We start from the raw sequence: 23665 nt of genomic DNA on the forward strand, positions 1-23665 counted from the left end.
CTGAAACTGAATGGGTGTAGCTTGCGCGTGTTGAATGTCTTTCTTGGTTTATTCTTTTAGGGCAACCAGCTGAGCCTTCTCCAATTCATCGGAGGAGGAAATTATTATTTGATCTCCCTCTTGCAGGCCGGAGACAATTTCCACTTGCTTTAGTCCCAGCGCGCCAACTTGAATGGCTACGCGCTCTGCCTGCTGTTGATCGTTGAGACGGAATGCAAAGCGGCCGCCGCTTTGATCCAAAAAACCACCGCGTTTCACCAGCAGCACATCATTGCGGTTCTCCAACAGCACCCGCGCAGTGAGACGGAGGTTCTGGCGCAGGTTTTGGGGCTGTCCCTCGCTAAAGCGCACACGGGCGATGACTTGGTTATCGATAACTTCGGGGGATATCGCGGTGATTTCACCGGGTAGTTCACGCCCTCCTAAATTGATGGCTACGGCCATATTTAGGCCCAGGTCGTCGGCGTAGTTTTCCGGCACGGCGGCTTCCAGCTCGAAACTGGTGAGATCCACTACGGTGATCAGCGGTGCATTGGCGGGCACCGCACTGCGCTGGGTGACGGCGAGGCTGCCGACAGTACCATTCACCGGAGAGAGAATTTGCAGTTCGCGCACACGACGCTCCAATTCTTCCACTTGCAGTTGTTGTTGTGACAGCTGTAGCTCCAGAGTCCGGGTTTCAAAGGTGAGGGACTCTTTCTCCAGCTCTGCATTTTGCACTGCCTGCTCGTATTCCAGCTGGGCGCGAGCCATTTCGTCCTTGCTGCGCTCAAAGTCGAGCCGGGAAATAATCTGTTTCTCCATTGAAAGTTCGGAGCGCTTCAACTCCCGTTTGGCCGCAGTGAGATCGACCTTGGCCAGATCGGCTTTCTGCTGGTTCTCCATCTGCTGGCGCTTGGCCTGGATTTTCTGCCGCTGCAGCTGCACACCTAGCTGGTTCAGCTGTGCCTTTTCTTGGGCCAGCTGGTTAGAGAGCTCGGGGCTGTCGACGCTGGCGAGGATTTGCCCGGCCTTTACGCTATCCCCGGCTTTCACGGAAAACTTCACGATGCCTTGGGCGGGGCTGAACAGGGTGGGGCTATTGGCGGCGACGACTTTGCCCTGGACCACCAGGTCGCGTACCAAATCACCACGTTCCACTTGGGCGATATTGATGCGTGACAGAGAAAGGGTGTTATCCACAGAGCTGGTGCTGTGCCAGGCGCTGATACCCCAGGCGAGGAAAGCGGTGGCCAGGCCGAGGCCGAGGGTGCTCTTGATTACTTTTGGATTCTTCCACAGCGGCACGGCTTCGATTTTTGTATCTTGCCTGGAAGTGTCTCTGATCATCTCGCTTTCCATTTCTCTTTATCGGGGCTTTTGCTTTTCCAGATTGGATGCAAAAAATTTTCTATTCGGATGCAAATCCAAGAAATTGGTTTTGCCAGGTTGTTAGCAAGGGTTGTGCCAACCTTTAAAACATCTTTAACTGATTGAAAAATAAGGATTTTTCTTCTTTTGATGGTGTGGAACTTTTCCCGGGGTGTCCGCAAAAAGTGTCCGCTGTCCGCTCTGTCCGCTAGATGTAAGAGGTCTAGGAGGGCGGATACCGTTCGGCCTGAAGAGATTGAAGGGAAGGTCGATTAGCTGAATCTGTGGACTGCAGTGGGGGTTTATGCGGGGGGACTGCGCATGTGGTAGAGTGCGCGGCCTTTTTTTGATCAATTCAAATTTATTGCGTTTATGTTCCTTCCATCGCTGCTCTCATCAACCAAAGCCGACTGGTTCGGCAATATACGTCGCGACGTTCTCGCCGGCCTGGTAGTGGCCCTGGCCCTGATTCCAGAGGCGATCGCCTTCTCTATTATCGCGGGGGTGGACCCCAGGGTTGGACTCTACGCCTCCTTCTGTATCGCCGTGGTGATCGCCTTTTTGGGCGGCCGGCCGGGCATGATTTCCGCAGCCACGGGAGCCATGGCACTGCTGATGGTGACGCTGGTGAAGGAGCACGGCTTGCAGTATTTGCTGGCGGCGACACTGCTCACCGGGGTATTGCAGATTATTGCCGGCTACCTAAAGTTGGGCAGCCTGATGAGCTTTGTATCCCGGGCGGTGGTTACCGGGTTTGTGAATGCCCTGGCTATTCTGATTTTTATGGCGCAGATGCCCGAGTTGATCGGCGGTAGCTGGGAGGTCTACGCTATGACGGCAGCGGGCCTGGGGATCATTTACCTCTTCCCCTATATCCCGGTGATCGGTAAAGCGGTGCCCTCTCCACTGGTGTGTATTCTGCTGCTGACTGCAGTGGCCGTGACCATGGGGCTGGATATCCGCACCGTCGGTGATATGGGTGAGCTGCCAGATACTTTGCCGATCTTCCTTTGGCCAGAAGTACCGCTGAATTTTGAAACCCTGCAAATTATCTTCCCTTATTCCGCTGGTCTGGCAGTGGTCGGTCTGCTGGAGTCTCTGATGACGGCAACCATTGTCGACGATCTGACCGATACCACTAGCGATAAAAACCGCGAGTGTAAGGGGCAGGGGATTGCCAATATCGCTGCGGGCACACTCGGTGGTATGGCCGGTTGCGCCATGATTGGCCAGTCGGTAATCAACGTGAAGTCCGGCGGTCGAGGTCGACTCTCTACCCTGGTGGCTGGTATTGGCCTATTGACCCTGGTGGTATTCCTCAGTGACTGGGTGGCGGTGATTCCCATGGCTGCTCTGGTGGCGGTTATGATCATGGTCTCCATCGGCACATTTGACTGGAGCTCCATCCGCAATCTGAAACACTATCCGCTCTCCACCAATTTGGTCATGCTGGTGACTGTGATTGTGGTAGTGTGGACCCATAACCTGGCTTATGGTGTATTTGTTGGGGTGCTGCTGGCCTCACTGTTCTTCGCTAATAAAGTCAGCCACTTTATGTATGTGAGCAGTAAACTGGACGAGGCACAAAGTCGACGCACCTATAAGGTTATCGGTCAGGTTTTCTTTAATTCTGCCGACAAGTTCACCACATCATTCAACTTTAAAGAAGTCGTGGATACAGTAGTCATTGACCTGAGCCGCGCGCATTTCTGGGATATCTCCGCGGTGAACGCCCTTGATAAAGTAGTGCTGAAATTCCGTCGTGAGGGTGCCCAGGTAGAGTTGGTGGGACTTAACCAAGCCAGTGAGACAATCGTCGACCGGTTCGGCGTACATGATAAACCCGAGGAAATTGAACGGGTTCTTGGAGGACATTGATGACCGTAAGCAACAGCGACAATAACCCCTTAAGTAATGGTGCTACACCGCCATTGATACTCTCCTGTATCGATGGCTCCCATTACACCGGTGCAGTCTGTGACTATTCGGCCTGGCTGGCCGATAGCCTGGGTGCGCCGCTAAAGCTGTTGCATAACATCGAACGCAGTGAGGTTCCAGCGGTAACGGACTTTACCGGTAGTATCGGCCTCGGTAGTCAGGAAGAGTTACTGGAAGAACTGACCGCGCTGGAACAACAGCGCGCGCAACTGTTAGTGAAGCAAGGCAAACTGATGTTGCAGGCCGCGCGCAGTCGCGTGGAGGCTGCCGGAGTGGAGCAGGTGATGAGTTGCCAGCGTCACGACAGCCTGCCTGAGTCTGTGGTGGAACTCGAGGATTCGATTCGCGTGCTGGTGCTCGGTATTCGCGGCGAGGAGCACGCGGATTCCGAACAGGGTCTGGGCGCACAACTGGAGACGGTGGTGCGCGCCCTGCATAAGCCGATTCTGGTGGTAAACCGGGAATTCCAACCGCCCAAGCGCATTATGCTCGCTTACGATGGTAGCGAAGCCGCGCGCAAGGCGCTGTCGCTGGTGGCAGAGAGCCCGCTGTTCCGCCAGTTGTCCTGCCATCTGGTGAATGTGGGACCTGCGGACGTGGCGGAGAAACTGCTGGCGCAGGCCAGCGCTGAACTGGATGCCGCGGGGCTGGCGGTTACTGCCAGCCACCTGGAGGGCAATCCGGTCGAGGCTTTGATTGCCTATCAGGCCGAGCACCAGATTGATCTCACTGTGATGGGGGCCTTTAGCCACAACCGCCTGCGTGACCTGTTAATGGGGAGCATCACCGCCAAGATGCTGTTAAAAACCCGGCAACCCCTGCTGCTGTTACGTTGATCATTGAAGCTCTGGGGCCGAGGCCTCAGAGCGCCAACGCCGCCTCCCTGGGACTGGCGAACCAGCGCAGTGCTTCGGCATCTACAGGCAGTGTTAATTCGCAGTAATGCGCCTCCGGCCGAGCACGGCATAACTCCTCCTCCGCGATAGCAAGGTAGTCGCTCAGTGTCCCCAGCGATTGAGGCTTCTCTTCTTCGTTTATTTCCCCTATTTCCCCTGCGAAAAGATCTATCTCGGCCAGGCTGACAACTGGGCCGAGTTTTTCTTGCTGGAAGCGCCAGACTCCCTGAGCCGTGTCGAAGGCGTAGTAGGGCAATAATTTCCAGCCGTGCCGCGCGATCAGGGCGACAGCCTCAAGTAGGTATTCAAAAGTGTCTTCATCGATAAAATAATTGAAATTCAGGCGCACCCAGCCGGGCCGTAATAGTTTTTGCCCCTTTAGGATCTGTTCTTCCAGAGCGCGGCTGTGCTCCATATCAATGCCGAGCAGTGCGTGCCCATAGGGGCCGGCACAGGAGCAGCCACCGCGGGCCTGGATACCAAACAGATCGTTGAGTAACGCCACCACAAAGCCGTAGTGCAAGTCTTTGCCCTGCCAGAGAATGCGCAGTGAGGCGATGGAAAGGCGAGACGCCTGCAGATTACCGAGAATTTCGATATTTTCTTCAAGAGACCAGCGCTGCAGGGCACGGCGAATAAAGTGCTCTTCACGCCTGGCAATTTCCTCGGTGCCCACCATCCCCTGTAGTTTGAAGACCATGCCGGCGCGAATGGACTCGACAATGGCGGGGGTGCCGCCCTCCTCACAGCGCTCCGGATCATCCAGGTAGCGGTGATCCTGCGGGGTGACATAGAGCACTGTGCCTCCGCCGGGAGTCGCCGGTACAGAATTTTTTAACAACCGCTCGTGTACCACCAGGATACCGGGTGTACCCGGCCCGCCAACAAACTTGTGCGGCGAAATAAAGGCCGCATCTTTATTCGCATCCTCACCATTGTCCCCCACTGCGCACATGTCGATCCCCACATAGGGCGCGGCAGCCGCATAGTCCCAGAAAGATAGGGCGTCGTAACGGTGCAGCAGTTGGGTGACGGCCGCTACGTCGGTTTTAATGCCGGTCACATTGGAGGCGGCGGAAAAACTGCCGATCTTCATCGGACGTTCGGCGTAAGTCTGCAACAGGGATTCCAGGTTGTTGAGATCCAACCCGCCCTGGCGATTCAGGGGGATAGAAACCAGTTCGGCGATGCTTTCCCGCCAGGGCAATTCATTGGAATGGTGCTCGTAGGGGCCGATGAAAACTACCGGCCGCTGCTGCTGGGGGATTTGCTCCCGCAACTGGTGGCGCTTATCCAGGTCTGCAGGCAGACGCAAGTTGAGGATATCAATCAGCTTGTTGATCGCAGCGGTGGCACCGGAGCCGCAAAAAATGACCTTGTGCTCGGGGCCTGCGTTGACCGCGCGGCGAATCTCTTCCCGTGCCTCCTCGCGCAACGCACTGATCTGGGCACCGGCAAAGGAGCTCTCGCTGTGGGTATTGGCGTAATAGGGCAGTACCTGCCGGCGGATGGCATCTTCGATAAAAGTCAGTGAGCGACCGGAAGCCGTGTAATCGGCATAAATCAACGGCCTCGGTCCAAAAGGGGTGGGAATGGGCATGCGATCGCCGATAACAGATGCGCGAATGTGATTGATAAGAGTGGTCATGATCCTATTCCCTGTTGTTTAGGGCCACTCTAGGTCTTTAGCAGTGAAACAATGTGCCTATTTGTATGGTTTTTTATCTCAAATTCGAAACAGCGTGCTGTAATAGCAATAATTGTGGATCACTGTATTGATATTTGCGTATTTGGTGAGACGATAAGCTATTTGGCGGCTAGTGTGGGGGCAGGCATGGCAGCGGTGCTTAATCGGCAGGACAAACAGATTCTCGAGCTATTGCAGCGGGATGCGACGCTCTCTGTGGGAGATATTGCCGAGCAGGTGGGGCTTTCAAAATCCGCCTGCTGGCGGCGTATTCACAAAATGGAGGAGGAGGGCGTGATCGCCGAGCGGGTGACACTCCTGAATCCTCAGAAACTCAATTTGCCACTGACTGTGTACATTTCCATCCGTACCAATCAGCACAATGATCATTGGGCTGCGCAGTTCGGTGAATTGGTGCAGGGCATTGCCGAGATACTGGAGGTGCATCGTATGAGTGGGGATCTCGATTACTTGATTAAAGCGGTGGTTACCGATATGCCCGGTTACGACCGCCTGTACAAGGAACTGATCAAGGCCGATCTGTTCGATGTCAGCTCCAGTTTTGTGATGGAAACCATGAAGCAGACTACCCGCCTGCCACTGACTTACACTGGGGCGGTATGAGGAGTCAGTGGCCGTGTCGGCTCCGCCACCACTGCAGAATTTTGGCTTCGCCCCTGGCCCGGTCCCCTTTCGGCACCTTTAGGCTATTGCGTATATCCCGCCAGGCATGGGAGTTCAGCCACAGGTTCAGGGCAAGAGCAATCAGCATGGCTAAAATGGCGCCCAGGCCCGCCAGTAACATATCCTTCTGTGCATCCCAGACATCCCCCTGTGAACCCAGAAAGGCGAGACCCAGTTCCGGGGAAACGGTACGTGCCGCCAGCCACTCGATGATTTCATAGATGGACGAAAGGGCGAAGGTGACATCCACAGGGAAAAAGTAAGCCCAAAAGCCGCGCAAGCCGGCAAGGCGGATCAATATCTCTCGTACCGGGTAAGCCAGTAATAAGCCAAAACTGAAATGTACCAACCGGTCGTACATATTGCGTTCACTGCCGAGCCACTCGCCCATGGAGAAACCCAACGGTACCTCCGCGTAGGTGTAGTGCGAGCCGATGACATGCAGGCACATAAACAGAGTGATGAGCGTGTAAGAAACCCTGGAGAGAGGAAATACCCGGGCGCTGAGCAAAATAACGGGTAGGGCTGCAAAGACTAGATAATTTTCCAGCAACCAGTCATCTGGATGCAGCGGCTGCCAAGCGGACCAACCCCAGGCTAGGGCGAAAACGGTCAGTAGAAACAGGTGGTACCAGTGTCGACGAAGACTGGACATAACTGCGGAACCCCCACTGCAGACAAGGTATTTCTGCGCCAGCATACACGATTGCGTGCCTTCGTGGATTGCATGGGATAACTCCTTTCACCCGGAGCTAGTGCAGGGCCGCTCGGTAGGGTAGCGCTTGGGTAATAAGCGCCTCCTCATCAAGTAGCTGGGAAAGCCGCTCCTCCACCGCATGGCGGGGAAAATACTCCAGCGCCAACTCCACAAACAGTTCGTGATGCCGAGCCTCGCTTTCGGTGATTACCCGATAGAAAGTTTTCAGCGGCCCCTCCGTTAGGGCTTCGGCTACCAGACCAAAGCGCTCGCAACCGCGCGCCTCGATAATGGCGCCGGTGAGCAACCGGTCCATCAAATACTCCTCTGGGCCGCGGCGGATCAGCCGGCGCAGGGCGTGGATATAGGAATCTTTCTCATCTGCTGCCTGATAGATACCACGCTCGTGCATGATTTTGATGACTTGGCGAAAATGGTTCATCTCTTCCAGTGCCAGGTTCACCATGGTTTCCACCAGTAAGGGTTTGTCCGGATAGTGAGAGAACATGGAGACGGCCATTCCGGAGGCCTTCTTTTCTGCAGCGGCATGATCCTGCAAAAAGCGATTGAAATCCTTGAGCACTACCTCTGCCCAGGCCTTTGGGGTTTTATAGCGAAGTTGCAACATAATGGATGGCGGCAGCGACAAAGAGGCCAGTATACCGCCATCCATAGAATTATTTTTCAGTGGCTCAAGTTTCCTCTAGCCGGTTAATCGGCGCTCGCGAACCTCTCGCTCGCGAAGCGTGGCCGTTCGCGCCTGCTCCAGGGTCATTCCGGCCTTGGCGTGAGGTGTGGGTTTGCCGTTGGCATCCAGTGCCACGAAGACAATCTGCTCCACCTGTACAATGAGTTGTTGGGTCTGCTTGCTGCGCACCTCACAGTGCACGGTCAGGGAGGTCTGGCCGATGCCAACTACCTCAAAGCCGAATTCCACGACATCGCCACAGCAGGCCGAACTGACAAAGTCGATTTCTGACATCAGTTTGGTGACCAGCATGGGCGTGCCCATCTGACATCCGGCAAAAATGGCGGCTTCTTCATCAATCCAGGCAAGCAGCTGACCGCCAAATAGGCGCTGGGCAGGATTCAGGTCGCCGGGTTTGACGCAGTGACGGGAGTAATATTTCACGCTGACCTTCCTAACTTACTTTGGGTTTAACGCTTGATGGTAGGTAATTGCGCAGTGGCCATTCGGGCTGGATAGTTCCAGCACTCAAACGGATAACTTCCGCATATAAAGTGTTTTGCACAAGGCGTGCCAAGCCAGAGAAAGTCTAGTTGAGGTTTTTAGGTGGAATAAGCGCCATAATTGGAGATTCAGGACACAGATCTGGCGCAAAAAATATTCAAATGCGCAAAAATAGTGCGTTAAGTCACTTTAAGGGCATTTGGCCACTTTGGCCACTTTGGCCGCTGCTGGGGAGGTTTTGGACAGCGAGACCGCCTGTTGGGAAAGGCAACTATGGGACTCCCAAGCCACAACCATTAGAATGGCGAAACGGTGTGACTCTGGCGTCGCTGTGCTTGATTTACGCCACCGTTTTCCCCGATGCGCACCTCGCGTGTCTGTGATCACAAAACCACGATTCCCCAAGTGCATAGGGAGAGACTGTTAGGATGATTATCCAGCCGAAAGTTCGCGGATTCATTTGTACCAATGCCCACCCGCAGGGCTGTGCCGCCAATGTGCGTGAACAGATTGACTTCATCAAGTCGCAACCAGCGATCGACAATGGTCCAAAGCGGGTCCTGGTGGTGGGTGCTTCCACCGGTTACGGGCTGGCCTCGCGGATTACCGCCGCCTTTGGTTGTGGCGCTAAGACTCTGGGGGTGTTTTTCGAAAAGCCGCCCACGGAAAAGCGCACCGCTTCCGCCGGTTACTACAATTCCGCAGCTTTTGAGGCAGAAGCGCACAAAGCGGGGCTCTATGCCAAGAGTATCAACGGCGATGCCTTTTCTGACGCAGTAAAAGCCCAGGCTGTCGAAATGATCAAAGAGGATCTGGGACAGGTGGACCTGGTGGTTTACAGCCTCGCTTCACCCCGCCGCACAGACCCCAAGACCGGTGAACTTTACAGCTCCGTACTCAAGCCCATCGGCGAATCCTATACGGCTAAAAACCTGAATACCGACAAGCTGGAAATTTCCGATATCACTGTCGAGCCCGCCAATGAGGAAGAGATTGCCAACACCGTGAAGGTGATGGGCGGTGAGGACTGGGAGCTGTGGATGCAGGCCCTGGGTGAAGCAGGCGTTCTGGCCGACAATTGCAAGACAGTGGCTTACACCTATATCGGTGAAAAGCTCACCTGGCCGATTTATGGTCACGCCACCATCGGCAAGGCCAAGGAAGATCTGGATCGCGCCGCCAAGGCGATTACCGACAATGGCCAGGCCAACGCCAATGTAGCGGTGCTCAAGGCCCTGGTTACTCAATCCAGTTCCGCGATTCCGGTGATGCCGTTGTATATTTCCTTGGTCTACAAGGTGATGAAGGAAGAGGGGACGCATGAAGGCTGTATCGAACAGCTCTACCGTCTGTACACCGAGGGGCTCTATACCGATACCCCGCTTCTCGATGGAGACAATCGCCTGCGTATGGATGACAAGGAACTGCGCCCGGAGACTCAGTCCAAGATTGAACACCTGTGGCCGCAAGTAACCGCGGAAAACTTGTTTGAGCTGACGGACTACAAAGGTTATCAGGCGGACTTCCTCAAGCTATTTGGCTTTGGCGTCGAAGGTGTCGACTATAAAGCCGACACCAGCCCTCTGGTCGAGGCGGAATTCCGCTGATTTTACAGGGCTTAGCTTAGGGCCCCTTATCTATGGGGAGTGGCGCTGCCACTCTCCATTTTCTAGACGCCTAGTTCCGTTATTTATTGTCCCGTCGTTAAGGTCTGCGTAGCTTTTTCTCTTATTCCTTTAGTTACTCCCTGTTTTCCTCTAGTGGCAAGGGGTCATAATCCCCATTTAGTTTTTGCGGGGGAAAAGTCCATGGAATACCGCCAGCTCGGCACCAGTAACCTCAAAGTCAGCCAGATCTGCCTGGGCACCATGACCTTTGGCGAGCAAAACAGCGCTGATGACGCCACTGAGCAGTTGGACTACGCCCTGGAGCAGGGGGTGAACTTTATCGACTGTGCAGAAATGTACCCGGTGCCACCTCGACCTGAAACTCAGGGGCGAACGGAAGAGTATATCGGCAGATGGTTGTCGGCCCGTGGTGGACGCGACAGGGTGATCATCGCTACCAAGGTGGCTGGCCGTGGCGAAGCCAACTCCGGTGTTGGACATCTGCGTTCAGGTCCGAGGCTGAATCGTGAGCAGATCCTGAGGGCCTGCGATCACTCCCTCAAGCGGTTAGCCACCGATTATATCGACCTCTACCAAGTCCACTGGCCCGAGCGCCAGACCAACTTTTTCGGCCGCCTTGGCTATCAACATGGAGGGGATGATGGTGTCGCTATCGCCGAGACTCTTGATGCCCTGGAAGAGCTGGTCAAGGTGGGCAAAGTGCGCCATATAGGTATCTCCAATGAGACCCCCTGGGGCATGCACGAGTATCTCAGGGAGTCGGTGGTCTTAGGCAAACCGCGCATCGTCTCGATTCAAAATCCATATAATCTACTGAATCGTACTTTTGAAGTTGGCTGTGCCGAAATGTCTCTGCGCGAGCGGTGCGGATTACTGGCTTACTCGCCCCTGGCCTTTGGGATGCTCTCAGGGAAATATTTGGGGGGCAAAAAGCCCGCCGGAGCACGCTTGACACTTTACGATCGTTTCCAGCGCTATACGGGTGAACGAACCTTTGCAGCAACCGAGGCTTATGTGGAGTTAGCGCGCCAGTTTGACCTGGATCCGGCGCAGATGGCCCTGGCTTTCGTCAATCAACAGCCGTTTGTGACCTCCAATATAATCGGCGCCACAACCATGGAGCAGCTGCGCAATAATATCGCCAGTGTCGATGTGAAACTCAATGAGGAACTGCTGGTCGCAATTGAGGTTATTCACAGCGAAAACCCAAATCCGGCCCCCTAGTGTCAACTGCTCCTAATTGTGGGGTTGGGGATATCTATAATTGGGGAGAAAATTGCGTAACCGGAAAGGGAAAACAATAGGGGAGCTTTTATGGAGACGACCGGGCATCACACTCTTAATGATTTGTTCGCCCAACTGGGGCTGGCCTCAGAGGATGCAGAGATACACGAGTTTCTGATTTCTCATTATCTTCAACGGCACGAGAAGTTATCTGCGGCGTCATTTTGGACCGAGGGGCAGCGACAGTTTCTAGAAAATGCCATAGAGGAGGATTCTGACTGGTGCGTCGCAGTTGATGAGCTGGATTCCCTGCTGCGTCATTAATGCACCCTGGCACTGGCCAGTTGCCCGCCCCTGCGCCGTATTCCATAGGTTATACTACGCCGAATTCAACCGATTAAGCTGGGGTGAAGGCCCCGGTTGCGTAGCGATATCCGATGGAAAAACCCCGTTTTCGAGCGGCCCTGCTGCACCCCCGATATTGGCTGACCTGGTTATTGTTTGGGCTCTGGTTTCTGGTGGCTCAATTGCCCTATCGCTGGCAGCTGGCAATGGGCCGCGGCTTTGGTCGTGCGATGCTCCGGCTGGCCAATAGTCGCCGTACCATTGCCGAGCGCAACCTCGCCCTGTGTTTCCCCGAACTCAGTGATTCTGAGCGGGCGACATTACTTCTCCACAACTTCGAATCCAGTGGTATGGCTCTGATGGAAACCGGCATGGCCTGGTTTCGCTCTGCGCGCTGGTTGCGAAGTCACTGTATTTTTGAGGGGCTTGAACAGTTACGGGATATCCAATCCCAGGGACAGGGCGTATTGCTGATGGCCATGCACTTCACCACCCTGGAGATGGGGGCGGCGCTGATGGGGATGAGCATCACCTTAGATGGCATGTATCGCCCTCACAAAAATCCCGTCTACGACTATATGCAGCGCAAGGGGCGCGAGCGTCATACCTGCGGTGGTAGCGTCTATCAGCGCAAGGATGTACGTGGAGTATTGCGCGCCCTGCAACGCGGGCGGGCGGTCTGGTATGCTCCAGACCAGGATTATGGGATCAAGCAGGGAGTTTTTGCGCCCCTGTTCGGCGTACCTGCGGCGACTGTGACAGGTACCTCGCGATTTGCCCGTGTAGGGCGTGCCAGGGTTGTGCCCTATATAGTTACACGGCTGGATGACAACTCCGGTTATCGCCTCAAAGTGTACGATCCCATTGATGAAATTCCTTCCGGGGATGAACTACAGGACGCGATTCTGGTCAACCGCTTCATTGAAGCGCGTATCCGCGAGGCTCCAGAGCAGTATATGTGGGTTCACCGCCGCTTTAAGACCCGTCCAGAGGGCGCAGCCAATGTGTATGAAGGGGTGCGAAAGAAGAAAAAGAAGCGCAGGAAAGTGGCGAGCTAGTCGCACTGGCATAGATTCTGCGCCCTAAGTAACATACTGGTTCGACTCTGGCGGTGCTATTCCAGGCCGAGCGCGATAATTAAGGAGTGAGGATGTTTACCGGCAGTATGGTGGCCCTGGCCACCCCAATGTATGCAGACGGAAGCCTGGACTGGGACAGTTTGCGCAACCTGGTTGAGTGGCATATTGAACAGGGCACGCGCGCGCTGGTCGCTGTGGGTACTACTGGGGAGTCCGCAACCCTCGATGTCAATGAACATATCGAGGTTATCCGCCGGGTGGTGGATCAGGTAGCTGGGCGTATCCCGGTAATTGCCGGAACTGGCGCCAATTCCACCGCCGAGGCGATCGATTTAACTGAAAGCGCCGCCCGCTGTGGTGCCGATGCCTGTCTGCTGGTAACGCCCTACTATAACAAGCCGACCCAAGAAGGTTTGTATCAACATTACCGCGCCATCGCCAAGGCTGTACCGATTCCACAGATTCTCTACAACGTGCCCGGCCGCACCGCAGTGGATATGTTACCAAAGACAGTTCAGCGCCTGTCCTCAATTGGTAATATTATCGGGATCAAGGAGGCTACCGGTGATCTGGAGCGCGCTAAAGTTTTATTGGATACCCTGCCGGAGGGCTTTGCTGTCTACTCCGGTGACGACAGTACCGCCATGGAACTTATGCTGATGGGGGGCCAGGGTAATATCAGTGTAACCGCCAATGTGGCCCCGGCGGCGGTAGCCCAGATATGTGAGGCCGCGCTGGCTGGAGATGCTGTGACTGCGCGGGCAATTGACCAGCGTATTCAAATATTGCACAAAGTTTTGTTTTTGGAGTCCAACCCGATACCGGTGAAATGGGCTCTTCGGGAGATGGGACGTATAGATGGCGGTATCCGCCTGCCGCTGACCAGCCTGTCGCCCGAGCATCATGCTACAGTGCGCGAGGCCCTGCGCAGTGCCGGCGTACTTTAAACCTGCGAATCGTGAATTAACCAGGAAAGCTTTAATGAACAAATTGACTGTTGGAGTCGCGCTCTGTATTTCCAGTCTCAGCCTGGCGGGTTGTGGTGTGTTCGGCAACGATGGCTATTTCCGTGATCGCAGTAACGATTACCAGCAGGCGGACAGCCTGGCGCCGCTGCAGATCCCTGAGGGTATCAACGCCAAGCATCAGGAAGAACTCTACGAGATTCCACAGATCGCTGGCAACGGTTTGGAAGATGGAGACTTTGAAGTACCGCGTCCCCAGGCACTGTCTGTCAATGCGGGGTTGGAGCGGGTAAAAATTCAAAAGCTGGGCGGCAACCGCTGGGTGCTGGTTTCCCAACCCCCTGAAGAGGTTTGGCCCCAGCTGCATTATTTCCTGCGTACTTCTGGGCTGACCGTGGAAATGTCTGATGCCAGCGCCGGTATTATGGAAACAGCCTGGATGACTTTCAATGAGAGCCCAGATACCAAGGACAAATACCGCCTGCAGATTGAGACAGGTGTTCAACCGGATACAACCGAGATCCACGTGCGCCATTTGTCCGTAGCGGCGGATGCTCCTGTCGGTGGTACGGTTAACTGGCCGCAACACTCGAGCAGTCCGGAGCGAGAGGGTTGGATGATCGATGAGATGTCCACCGCCTTGGCTACAGATGCTTCTGGAGCCTCCGCATCCCTGGTAGCCCAGGCAATCGGTGGCAGCTCTGTGAAAGTACAGTTGCGCGAACCAGCTGGCCACGAACCTTATATTTCCATGGGTCTTGAGATGGAGCGTGCCTGGGCCACTGTTGCCCACGCCGTGAATGCCGGCGCCTATCGTCTGCATCGAGAGGATTCCGATATTGGTCTCTTCTACGTCACCTACGATGAAGAGCGCGAGTTGGCAGAGAGTGAAGAGGATGATGGCGGTTGGTTCTCCTGGGGCAAGAAGTCCAAGCAGGAAGACGAATTGGCCGAAAGTGCGGACCAGGTAACTTTGCAGCAGATCCTGGCCGGTATTGATACCTCCAAGAGTAGTGAGCCTTCGCTATTCAAAGAAATTAAAGGGCTCGGTGTCGGTTCAACTCCTGAGGGTGGCTATCCCGGCTACCTGATCGTGATCCGGGGTGGAGATGATAATGAGATTGAGGTACGCGTACGCGACACCCGCGGCCAGCCTCTCTCACGCAATAAGGCCTCCCAGCTGCTGCTCTCTATTCAGCAGAACCTGATTTAATAATGGGTCTGCGCTTCGCCTCACTGGGAAGCGGCAGTAAAGGAAACGGTACATTGGTCGCCAGTGGCGACCAATGTCTGTTAGTGGACTGCGGCTTTACCATCAAGGAAACCGAGCGACGCATGTTTCGGCTCGGTATGTCTCCCGCTGATCTCGCGGCAATACTGGTAACCCATGAGCACAGCGACCACCTTTCCGGCGTCGCACCGCTTGCACGCAAATATGGCCTGCCGGTTTATTTGACTCCCGGAACTCTTCGCGCCCGCGATATCGGTAAGTTGCCACAAGTGCACCTGATTGAAGGGCATCAGCCGTTTGTGCTCGCGGATATTCAGGTAACTCCTGTAGCTGTGCCTCACGATGCCAGAGAGGCCGCACAGTATGTATTTCGCAGTCGTGGCAGTAGTCTGGGTCTATTGACCGATCTAGGCACCGTAACTCCTCACGTGGAATCCCATTTTGCCGGTTGCGATGCTCTGGTCCTGGAAGCCAACCACGATCCGCAGATGCTGGCTCAGGGGCCATATCCCCCCTCTCTGAAGCGACGCGTGGGGGGAGCCTACGGGCATTTGAGTAATCAACAAGCTGCGGGATTTCTCCAGCGTGTGGGCTATGAACAGCTACAACATCTGGTGGTTGCTCACATTAGTGAAAAAAATAATACCCTCGAGCTTGCTCGCTCGGCGTTGGCAGAGATGGTGGAGAGTGTCGAGAACTGCATTTTCGCCTGTCAACAGGATGGATTTGATTGGCTCACCGTTGAAGCCCGAGGCTAATCAGCCCTCGGCTATCACCTTAATTAAAAACCTCTCGATAATAGCGTTAACTCTTTTGTTCAGTAGCGATACCGGCAGCGCTAGTGGCTTTGTAAGGACAGGGGCAGTATGGAAACCTTACTCGTTTATTTAGTGGTGGGGGCTGCGGCTGGAACTATCGCCGGCCTGTTTGGGGTCGGTGGCGGTTTAATTATCGTACCAGCTTTGGTGCTGGTTTTTACCGCAATGGGGGTCTCCCTGGATATTCTCACCCATATGGCGGTGGGAACATCTCTAGCAACGATCATCGTTACTTCCATTAGCTCCGTGCGTGCACATAACAAGAAAGGCGCGGTGGACTGGCACTTATTTTGGGTAATGGCCCCTGGAATCCTCCTCGGTTCCTGGCTTGGTGGAGTGACAGCGAAGTGGTTGCCCGGTGCCTGGCTACAACTGTTAATAGGCGTCTTTGCCATCATTATTGCCATTCGCATGTGGTTGAGTGGTTTGCGGCACAACGGGGTAGAAGAAGGGGAAGGCAATCTACCGGCCGTGCCTTTAATGACAATTTCGGGCGCTGTGATTGGTTGGGTTTCAGCAATCTTCGGTATTGGTGGTGGCTCGCTCACGGTACCTTTCCTGTCCCGTTGTAAAGTGCGGATGCAGCGGGCAGTTGCCACGTCAGCAGCCTGTGGATTGCCCATTGCTATTGCGGGGGCTCTGAGTTTTGCGGTGCAGGGTTGGAATAATACTCTGCTGCCGCAGTGGAGCAGTGGCTTTATCTACTGGCCAGCCTTTTTAGGTATTGTTGCGACCAGCACAATTTTCGCCCGTCTCGGTGCCAACCTGGCCCACCGTCTCCCGGCAAAGTGGTTGAAACATGGATTTGCGGTGCTGCTCTGTGTCATCGGTGGACGTTTTATTTGGCTGAATAGTGGCTTACTGGCTCTGTAAAATTTGGCTCTGTGTAATAAGGCTACTCAGTATCCACTGATTTTCCCCTTTGTTTTTCCCGCTTTCCGGCTGGGCCTGAAAGGGATAGCTAAACTGTAGCAACATGGAAATGTTGTTTGTTTACCTATTACTTGGTGCCATTGCGGGTACGGCAGCAGGCCTCCTGGGGATCGGTGGAGGCCTGATCATCGTTCCGGCACTGGTACTGATTTTTTCCATGACAGGTATTTCTCCCGAAGTGCTGACCCATATGGCTGTGGGCACCTCTCTGGCAACCATTATCATCACTTCAATAAGTTCGGTCTGGGCCCATAACACAAAGGGAGCCGTGGACTGGCATCTGTTTTGGGTTATGACTCCAGGAATACTTGTGGGGTCTTGGTTGGGGGGCGTAACCGCAGATCTGTTGCCAGGTGCCTGGTTACAGCTGTTGATCGGTGTCTTTGCCATAGTCATGGCTGCGCGAATGGGCTTAAGCAGTTTGCGCCCCACCTCTCAACAGGAGAGTGATGATCACTTACCTGGTTTATTCCCACTGATCTGTTCGGCGGGATTAATTGGGTGGCTCGCAGCTATTTTTGGTATTGGCGGAGGGGCACTGGTAGTGCCCTATCTATCGCACTTCGGTGTCAAAATGCAACGTGCAGTGGGTACCTCTGCGGCTTTTGGCCTACCTATTGCTATCTCAGGTTCGCTGAGCTTTGTTGTACAGGGGTGGGGCAATAAGTTACTGCCGCACTGGAGTAGTGGCTATATCTACTGGCCGGCCTTCATAGGGATTGTTCTTACCAGCGTACTCTTTGCCAAGTTTGGAGCGAACTTGGCCCACAGAATATCCGCCAAACGCTTGAAACTGTGCTTTGCCATATTGCTTTGCATTATCGGGGTTCGTTTTATTTGGCAAAATTTCAATCTATTAATTGGGCTGGGCTAGAGCTACTTCCTTACTAACCATCGCTCGGTTGGCGACGAAGAAAACCTTCTTCGTTGTATGGATGCTTGAGGGGCGGGATTTCAGAAATAAAAAAGCCACTGTTTTTACAGTGGCTTTTTAATGTGATGGTGGTTTTCCTTAGCGAATACCACACATACCTTTTTTCAGAATTGGTGATATAACAATCATCAATGCACCGACACCCAAGCCCCACCACATCAGGTACTCATACAGGTTGGTATAGGTAGCTAGAGTGGTGGCGAGATCTGCAGCTTCACCCTGTGGGACTGCTGCCATCTTGCCCATACGAGTGGCAACGGTTTCTGAAAGCGCGGTTGCAACAAACCAAGTTCCCATACTGGCACTGACCACTTTGCCAATAGACAGCTTAGTGACTGCGGAGAGGCCTATCGGGGAAAGGCACAGCTCGCCAGAAGTATGTAGCAGGTAGGCGAGTACCAGCCAGATCATCGCAACTTTTCCGGCCTCGGTGGGGAATGCTGCACCCAGTACCAGGGCGCCAAAGCCCAGGCCGGCTTGGATGATACCCAGACCGAATTTCACCGGAGTACTGGGCTCCCAGCCACGTTTGCCCAGCCAAACCCACAAGGAAGCAAAGGGAATGGCCAATAGCATAATAAAGCCCGCATTGAGAGAGCCAAACATTGGAGCAGGAACTTCACCGCTACCAATAGAACGGTCCAAGACCCGATCAGCATAAAAGGTCATAGAGCCGGCGGATTGTTCAAACAGCGCCCAGAACACAATGGTAGAAATAATCAGAACCATTAGTACCACTGTACGGGAGAACTCCTCACTATAGTGACGAACAAAGCCGTAACCAATAAAGCCCACCAATGCCAGTAACATACCTCCTAGCCACAGGTCATCCCCACTGAATGCCCAGATCAGACCGAGGCCTGCAGACAGGGCAGCCATGCCAATGGCGATAAAATCCTTGCCTTTACTGTCTTTATACAGCATCGAGAATAAAATCAAGCCAACAATAGCTACGATGAGCATGCTATTTTGTGCAATATGCACCACTGGCTCTTTTTGTACCAAGAACCATACAACCCCTAATGACAGGATGGCGCCAAGATAAATAGCCCATTCTTTACTGATCGGCCCCAGCGCTTTTTCTTTTAGCACTTCCGGTCGGCTCGGTTCGGCTAAACCATCCAGGTATTTTTGCCCCCAGAGGAAAGTGATCAATCCGAAGATCATACCGATTCCGGCGAGTCCAAAACCATAGCCCCAGCCATAAGTCACTCCTAGCCAACCGCAAAGTAAAGTGGCGAGGAAGGAGCCTACATTGATACCCATATAAAAGATGGTAAATCCAGAATCGCGACGGGAATCATTTTTCGGGTAGAGCTGGCCAACAATGGTGGAAATATTCGGCTTCAGGAAGCCAACCCCCACAGTAATCAGAGCCAGAGCCATAAAGAACACCTTCAGGGCCATTACATCCTGAATAATGACTTTTTCAGTCAGAGTGGTGCCCGCCGCAATCACGCTGCCATCATTCAGAGTGATCGCTTCGGAGAGAACCGTGCCAGCGGCATAGGAGATGGCCTGAGAGCCTTCCACTGCCATTAACAGGTGGCCGAGACATAGAAGTACTCCGCCAAAGAGTACAGCTTTGCGCATCCCCAGGTAGCGGTCGGCCAGTAGGCCACCGATTAGGGGCAGGGCATATACCAGGCCGGCATAGGCTCCAAGTACGTCAAGACCTGCACCGTCGGTAAACAGGTGATACTTAGTGAGATAAAGAACAAGTAAGTACTTCATCCCATAGAAGGAGAATCGCTCCCATAGCTCTGTAGCAAAACAGATATAGAGCCCTTTCGGGTGGCCGAGCAATTCGCCCGAGCTCGGAGAGGCCGCCGTGGTGACGTCCGCGACATTAGAAGACATAGAAGTTCCTCTGTCTGTAATAGTTATTGGGGAACCTCCGCCAGCCGCTCTCTCGAAAAAGGTCGAGATTGAACAGGCTGCTCCCAGAGCTTCCAGTACAACGCACAGAGTTTACCAGCAGTCTAAATTGCAGGCGAACCGTTGTGGAACAATTTAGAGAAATGGTAATCAGGTGCTTCCATTGAGGCCTGATAAGTGGTAAATCCTGTATAAAGAGGAATTTCAAGGGGAAAATAACAATGAAAACCCCATTGTTGCTAAGTCTGTTCCTATTGTTGAGTGCTTGCACCGCGTTGCCGTCCGGCGAAAATCAGCCAATTGACTTGGAAAACGCCTTGAGCGGTGAGGTTCTGCTTGGCAGAGCTGTCACACTGGAGGAGTTGCCCCAAGAAGATCTCCTGGGCTTAGATTCCGATTTGCAGGCCTACTTGAAGGAGTTGGCTCCAAACGCCAGTCCGCAAAGCCGCTTAGCGGCACTGATACGGGCCTTCGAGCAGCGAGACTTTACCGTCGAGTATGATGAAAGTAGCACCCTAACGGCTATGGAAACCTATCGTCAGGCACGGGGTAACTGTCTGGCTTTTACTCTGATGATGGTGGCGATGGCCAGGGAATTAGGGGCTGAGGCCTCCTTCAATCAGGTGGAAGTACCTCCCGTTTGGAGTCATGATGAGCCTGAGACTTTTGTCGTTTACCGCCATGTGAATATGGTATCGGAAAGTTCTCGCGGCCGCCGCGTAGTAGATTTCAACCTTGCCGCCTATGATCCCGCCTACGATCAGCATATCCTGGATGACATAACGGCCTTTGCTCTTTACTACAGTAATCGCGGGGTTGAATTGATGCGTGAAGGGGAGATAGAGCAGGCCTTTTTATATCTGCGCAAGGCTCTGGAACTACGTCCGCAGAGAAGTGACTTATGGGCCAACTTGGGAGCCATATACAGCCACTTCGGCTTTTTAGCCGAGGCGCAGCAGAGTTACCAGCAAGCCCTTCACTTAAAAAACAGCAACCTCGTTGCAATCAGCAATCTGGAGCGGCTCTACCGACACAACGGCCAGCAAGCACTTGCCGATGAATACGCCAAACGTGCCCGCTACCACCGGGAACGCAATCCCTACTTTCTCTTCTACCAAGCACGAGATGCTTATGAGCAGGGAGACTTCAAGCGGGCAGAACGTCGTCTGCGCAAGGCTGTATTGCGCCACGAAGGCGATCATCGCTTCCACTTCTTGCTCGGGTTGACCAGATACCGGCTTGGGGATATGGCGGCATCAAGGGAGAGTTTCGAAGAGGCTTTCTCACTGGTGACTAGTCCCTCAATAGTCAATGCTTATCAGCGAAAATTGCACCTAATGATGCAGAATAATTAAGGATTTTTGCTACTTGTGATTATGTGTTGAATACAGAGCGTACTAAATTTAATCGATAAATAAAGAAAGGGGCCAAATTGGCCCCTTTCTTATTCATTGGCTTGCAAGATTCGCTACTTAGAATTGGTAAGTCACACCAGCCCAAGCGTAGCGGCCCTGGAAGTCGTAAGTGCCGTTCCAGTCGCTACCGGAAGTCGTAGATGGCTCACGGTCAGTAACGTTATCAATACCGGCGGTTAAACGCATAGCTTCGTTGACATCCCAACCCGCCTTCAGGTTTAGGTAAGTGTGAGAAGGTACATTTAGGTAAGGGCTGTGGCCGTCACCAATATATTGCACATCAGCACCAAAGTCCCAGTTGTCGGCATACCAGGTTGCGCTGGCAAGGCCACGCCACTTGGTGTACGCATCACCAGTTGTGCCAATGTAATCTACGTTATCAGTAGTTTGATTGGTTTGGGAATTGTATACATCGTACTTAAGTAAGTGTGTAGCTTGAGCACGCAGAGCTAACTTGCCTGTATCGTAGTGGAAGTTCTGAACCACGTCGATGTCAATGCCACTGGTCTTGATTTCACCAATATTTTGCAGAGAACCTTCGAGGTGAACGATTTGCCCAGTGCTATCACGTTGTACCAAGGTCGGATCGCAAGCTGTCTCTACTCCCAAACGATAGCAATCATCTAGTAGCTGCTGAAGGTCTGTAGAAGTAATAGCATTTTCAATTTCTACATTGAAGTAGTCCAGGGTAATGGACAAGTCTTCAGTAAAGGCTGGAGTCCAGACGATACCTGCGGTAAAGCTAGTGGATTCTTCAGGTTGCAGGTCCTCATTACCACCGATATTAGTGACGATTTGGTTACCTGCTTGAGTGAAGTTGGAGCCCACTTCACTACAATAGCTCCCCTGCCCATCAGTATTATTTTTACTAGTATCACAAGGGTCTATCAGGTATTCATAACTTTGAGCAGTGCCGCTATAGAGTTCATAGATACCCGGTGCACGAAAGGCCGTTGACAAGCTGCTACGGAAGCGTAAGTTTTCTGTTGGGGCGTAAACAGCTCCAAGCTTGTATGTTGCCTGACCACCAAAGGTGTCATAGTCCGAGTAACGTATAGCTGCATCAACAGACAGTTCGTCCGCAAACTTGGCACCGGACAAGATCGGTAGGTTGAATTCGGCAAATACCTCGGTAACAGCAAAGTCGCCAGAAGTAGCATCCTGCTGATTGCTGTAGGTTGCACCACTTTGGGTTTCAGCACTTGGATTGAATTCACCAGATTCTTTACGGTACTCAATACCGCTAGCAAAACCTAAAGCACCACCTTGGAATTGAATAGCTTCGATGTCACCAGTCAAGCTGGCACCGAAATTAAGCATTTCATATTCATTGTCTTCACGGTCGGTATAGCTGATGTAATCTATGACTTCATCACTCATTCCACCAAGAAGCTGAATATTTTCTTCGGCAATACCGCTCGTGCCATCAAGAACCTGTTGCATTAAAGTTTTATTGATGGAGTTACCAACAGTGTTCTCCCCTTCGTTCTTGCCGTAGCTCAAGAAAGTATCCCAGCCCCAGCCATTTGCTAAATCACCGCGAAGACCGCCAAGGATGCGATAGGTTTCTGTTTGTTGCTCAGAGTCACGGGTGCCGCCGGTAACCGGGCGCAAGCGAACATCGGTCAGTCCTGCTTGCCAAGTATCACCATGAGATGCTTCCGGTTCACTGGGCTTCAAATCCTTTGGACTACCTTGAGATTTCCATTCAGCGAGCGCAGCGTTATAGGCAGCGAGCTCAATTTGATAAGCGTCCTCAGCTTCCTGCCAAGCGTCGGCAAGTTGGGCTTGAACTTCGGCAGGCAAGTGATCAGCCGTTATTTTAAGCCCATTACTGTTGTACATGGGTTGGGCTGCTAACTGCTGATTGGTGGTCTTACTGGTGTAAGAACCCTCACCATAAAATTCAACTGCATCAGTAATGGAGAAGGTACCGCTACCGGTAAAACTGGTACGTTCCATAGAACCAGATAGCCACATGTACTGGCCGATATCGTAGTAGGAGAAGGCTCCCAATGTCTTCCCATCACTATCTACACCAAATTTACCGTAGTCGGTATAGATATTGCCCGTTGGTGACATGGAGCTCTCTAATCCAGCCCAATCACGGTCTTTGTAAGTGATTTCGTCACGCTGACTGTGGGTAACGTTACCAATGAATTGGCCGCGATCGAATTCCTTACCGAAGGTGATGGACAACTCACCGTTCTCACCGCCACCGGCTTCCGTTGCGCCAGCCCGGGCATTAATACGAACGCCATCGAAAGAATCTTTCATAACAACGTTGATTACACCGGCAACTGCGTCAGAGCCGTATACGGCGGAGGCGCCATCGGTTAGAACTTCGATACGGTCGATCATATCTACCGGGATATTGTTCATATCCACCGCAGAGCTCACGCCAGAGCTAGAAGATACAAAACGACGGCCATTCACCAGTACCAGGGTGCGGGCAGAACCCAGGTTTCGTAGGTCCACAAATGACAGACCAGCACCGCCATTGTTGTCGTTGGCATTGATACCGGTAGTACCCATGGATGGAAGCTGGTTCAAAAGCTCATCAATGGTGCCCACACCGGAACGCTGGATAGCTTCAGAGTCAACCAGAGTGATAGGGCCAGTAGTGGATAGTGGGTCACGCGCAATGCGGGAACCGGTAACAACTACTTCCTCAACCTCAGGTCCGGGAATAGATTCCTGGGCGAAAACGCCAGAGCTGGCGATGGTGCCCAGTGCTGCAATGGCAACGCTCAGTTTGGTCTTGATCATAG

20 protein-coding genes are annotated in these 23665 nt (G+C 53.3%); 13 read left to right on the forward strand and 7 right to left on the reverse strand.

Features of this window, described 5'->3' with window-relative positions; all coding sequences use genetic code 11:
• Nucleotides 1–48 precede the first annotated feature (48 nt).
• Nucleotides 49–1329 (reverse strand): efflux RND transporter periplasmic adaptor subunit, encoded by a 1281-nt coding sequence (locus LC073_RS05975; protein WP_226644886.1) that lies wholly within the window; start codon nt 1327–1329, stop codon nt 49–51.
• 393 nt (nt 1330–1722) lie between these two features.
• Here LC073_RS05975 and LC073_RS05980 point away from each other — a divergent pair, with 393 nt between their 5' ends.
• Together LC073_RS05980 and LC073_RS05985 are read left to right on the forward strand one after the other, a co-directional pair.
• The gene (locus LC073_RS05980; protein WP_413231433.1) at nt 1723–3228 is read left to right on the forward strand and encodes a SulP family inorganic anion transporter; all 1506 of its coding nucleotides are present in this window, start codon (nt 1723–1725) and stop codon (nt 3226–3228) included.
• Nucleotides 3228–4124 carry a universal stress protein gene (locus LC073_RS05985; RefSeq protein WP_226644888.1) on the forward strand — a complete coding sequence of 299 codons (897 nt, stop codon included), beginning with the start codon at nt 3228–3230 and terminating at the stop codon, nt 4122–4124. Before LC073_RS05980 ends, LC073_RS05985 begins: the two co-directional genes overlap by 1 nt.
• A gap of 25 nt (nt 4125–4149) precedes the next feature.
• On the opposite strand, the gene LC073_RS05990 is transcribed toward LC073_RS05985, so the two are convergent.
• The gene (locus LC073_RS05990; protein WP_226644890.1) at nt 4150–5832 is read right to left on the reverse strand and encodes an aminotransferase class V-fold PLP-dependent enzyme; all 1683 of its coding nucleotides are present in this window, start codon (nt 5830–5832) and stop codon (nt 4150–4152) included.
• A 186-nt stretch (nt 5833–6018) separates the two neighbouring features.
• Between LC073_RS05990 and LC073_RS05995 the strand changes: the two genes are divergently transcribed.
• Entirely contained in the window at nt 6019–6495 is a 477-nt protein-coding gene (locus LC073_RS05995; protein ID WP_226644893.1) for an Lrp/AsnC family transcriptional regulator, read from the forward strand.
• 4 nt (nt 6496–6499) lie between these two features.
• Here LC073_RS05995 and LC073_RS06000 read toward each other — a convergent pair whose 3' ends face one another.
• The 3 genes from LC073_RS06000 to LC073_RS06010 form a co-directional block, all read right to left on the reverse strand.
• Nucleotides 6500–7210, reverse strand: coding sequence for a DUF2238 domain-containing protein (locus LC073_RS06000; protein ID WP_226644896.1), 711 nt, complete (start codon nt 7208–7210; stop codon nt 6500–6502).
• Between the two features lie 97 nt (nt 7211–7307).
• The gene (locus LC073_RS06005; protein WP_226645253.1) at nt 7308–7880 is read right to left on the reverse strand and encodes a tRNA-(ms[2]io[6]A)-hydroxylase; all 573 of its coding nucleotides are present in this window, start codon (nt 7878–7880) and stop codon (nt 7308–7310) included.
• 75 nt (nt 7881–7955) lie between these two features.
• Complete coding sequence (locus LC073_RS06010; RefSeq protein ID WP_226644899.1) at nt 7956–8384, reverse strand: acyl-CoA thioesterase; 429 nt, start codon at nt 8382–8384, stop codon at nt 7956–7958.
• A 488-nt stretch (nt 8385–8872) separates the two neighbouring features.
• On the opposite strand from LC073_RS06010, the gene fabV reads away from it, so the two are divergent.
• From fabV to LC073_RS06055, 9 genes are all read left to right on the forward strand, one after another.
• The gene (gene fabV, locus LC073_RS06015) at nt 8873–10051 is read left to right on the forward strand and encodes an enoyl-ACP reductase FabV (RefSeq protein ID WP_226644901.1); all 1179 of its coding nucleotides are present in this window, start codon (nt 8873–8875) and stop codon (nt 10049–10051) included.
• Between the two features lie 201 nt (nt 10052–10252).
• Nucleotides 10253–11296: an NADP(H)-dependent aldo-keto reductase gene (locus LC073_RS06020; protein ID WP_226644904.1), complete on the forward strand. Its 1044-nt coding sequence runs from the start codon at nt 10253–10255 to the stop codon at nt 11294–11296.
• A 90-nt stretch (nt 11297–11386) separates the two neighbouring features.
• Nucleotides 11387–11620 (forward strand): DUF2789 family protein, encoded by a 234-nt coding sequence (locus LC073_RS06025; RefSeq protein ID WP_226644907.1) that lies wholly within the window; start codon nt 11387–11389, stop codon nt 11618–11620.
• Nucleotides 11621–11733: 113 nt separating this feature from the next.
• Entirely contained in the window at nt 11734–12699 is a 966-nt protein-coding gene (gene lpxL / locus LC073_RS06030; protein ID WP_226644910.1) for an LpxL/LpxP family Kdo(2)-lipid IV(A) lauroyl/palmitoleoyl acyltransferase, read from the forward strand.
• A 92-nt stretch (nt 12700–12791) separates the two neighbouring features.
• Nucleotides 12792–13667, forward strand: a complete 876-nt coding sequence (gene dapA / locus LC073_RS06035; protein ID WP_226644913.1) for a 4-hydroxy-tetrahydrodipicolinate synthase — start codon at nt 12792–12794, stop codon at nt 13665–13667.
• Nucleotides 13668–13701: 34 nt separating this feature from the next.
• Entirely contained in the window at nt 13702–14898 is a 1197-nt protein-coding gene (bamC, locus tag LC073_RS06040) for an outer membrane protein assembly factor BamC (RefSeq protein WP_226644915.1), read from the forward strand.
• A 2-nt stretch (nt 14899–14900) separates the two neighbouring features.
• The gene (locus LC073_RS06045; protein WP_226644918.1) at nt 14901–15674 is read left to right on the forward strand and encodes an MBL fold metallo-hydrolase; all 774 of its coding nucleotides are present in this window, start codon (nt 14901–14903) and stop codon (nt 15672–15674) included.
• A 108-nt stretch (nt 15675–15782) separates the two neighbouring features.
• On the forward strand, nt 15783–16607 hold the full coding sequence (locus tag LC073_RS06050) for a sulfite exporter TauE/SafE family protein (protein ID WP_226644921.1): 825 nt from the start codon (nt 15783–15785) through the stop codon (nt 16605–16607).
• 109 nt (nt 16608–16716) lie between these two features.
• Nucleotides 16717–17541, forward strand: a complete 825-nt coding sequence (locus tag LC073_RS06055) for a sulfite exporter TauE/SafE family protein (RefSeq protein WP_264190405.1) — start codon at nt 16717–16719, stop codon at nt 17539–17541.
• 138 nt (nt 17542–17679) lie between these two features.
• Here the strand turns inward: LC073_RS06055 and LC073_RS06060 are convergent, their stop codons facing one another.
• Entirely contained in the window at nt 17680–19461 is a 1782-nt protein-coding gene (locus tag LC073_RS06060; protein ID WP_226644926.1) for a peptide MFS transporter, read from the reverse strand.
• Nucleotides 19462–19700: 239 nt separating this feature from the next.
• Here LC073_RS06060 and LC073_RS06065 point away from each other — a divergent pair, with 239 nt between their 5' ends.
• Nucleotides 19701–20834, forward strand: coding sequence for a tetratricopeptide repeat protein (locus tag LC073_RS06065; RefSeq protein WP_226644929.1), 1134 nt, complete (start codon nt 19701–19703; stop codon nt 20832–20834).
• 117 nt (nt 20835–20951) lie between these two features.
• Here the strand turns inward: LC073_RS06065 and LC073_RS06070 are convergent, their stop codons facing one another.
• Nucleotides 20952–23663 (reverse strand): TonB-dependent receptor plug domain-containing protein, encoded by a 2712-nt coding sequence (locus LC073_RS06070; protein ID WP_226644933.1) that lies wholly within the window; start codon nt 23661–23663, stop codon nt 20952–20954.
• Nucleotides 23664–23665: the final 2 nt, after the last annotated feature.

Origin of the sequence: Microbulbifer variabilis (genome assembly GCF_020524905.1) — a bacterium.
GTDB classification, from domain to species: domain Bacteria; phylum Pseudomonadota; class Gammaproteobacteria; order Pseudomonadales; family Cellvibrionaceae; genus Microbulbifer; species Microbulbifer variabilis_A.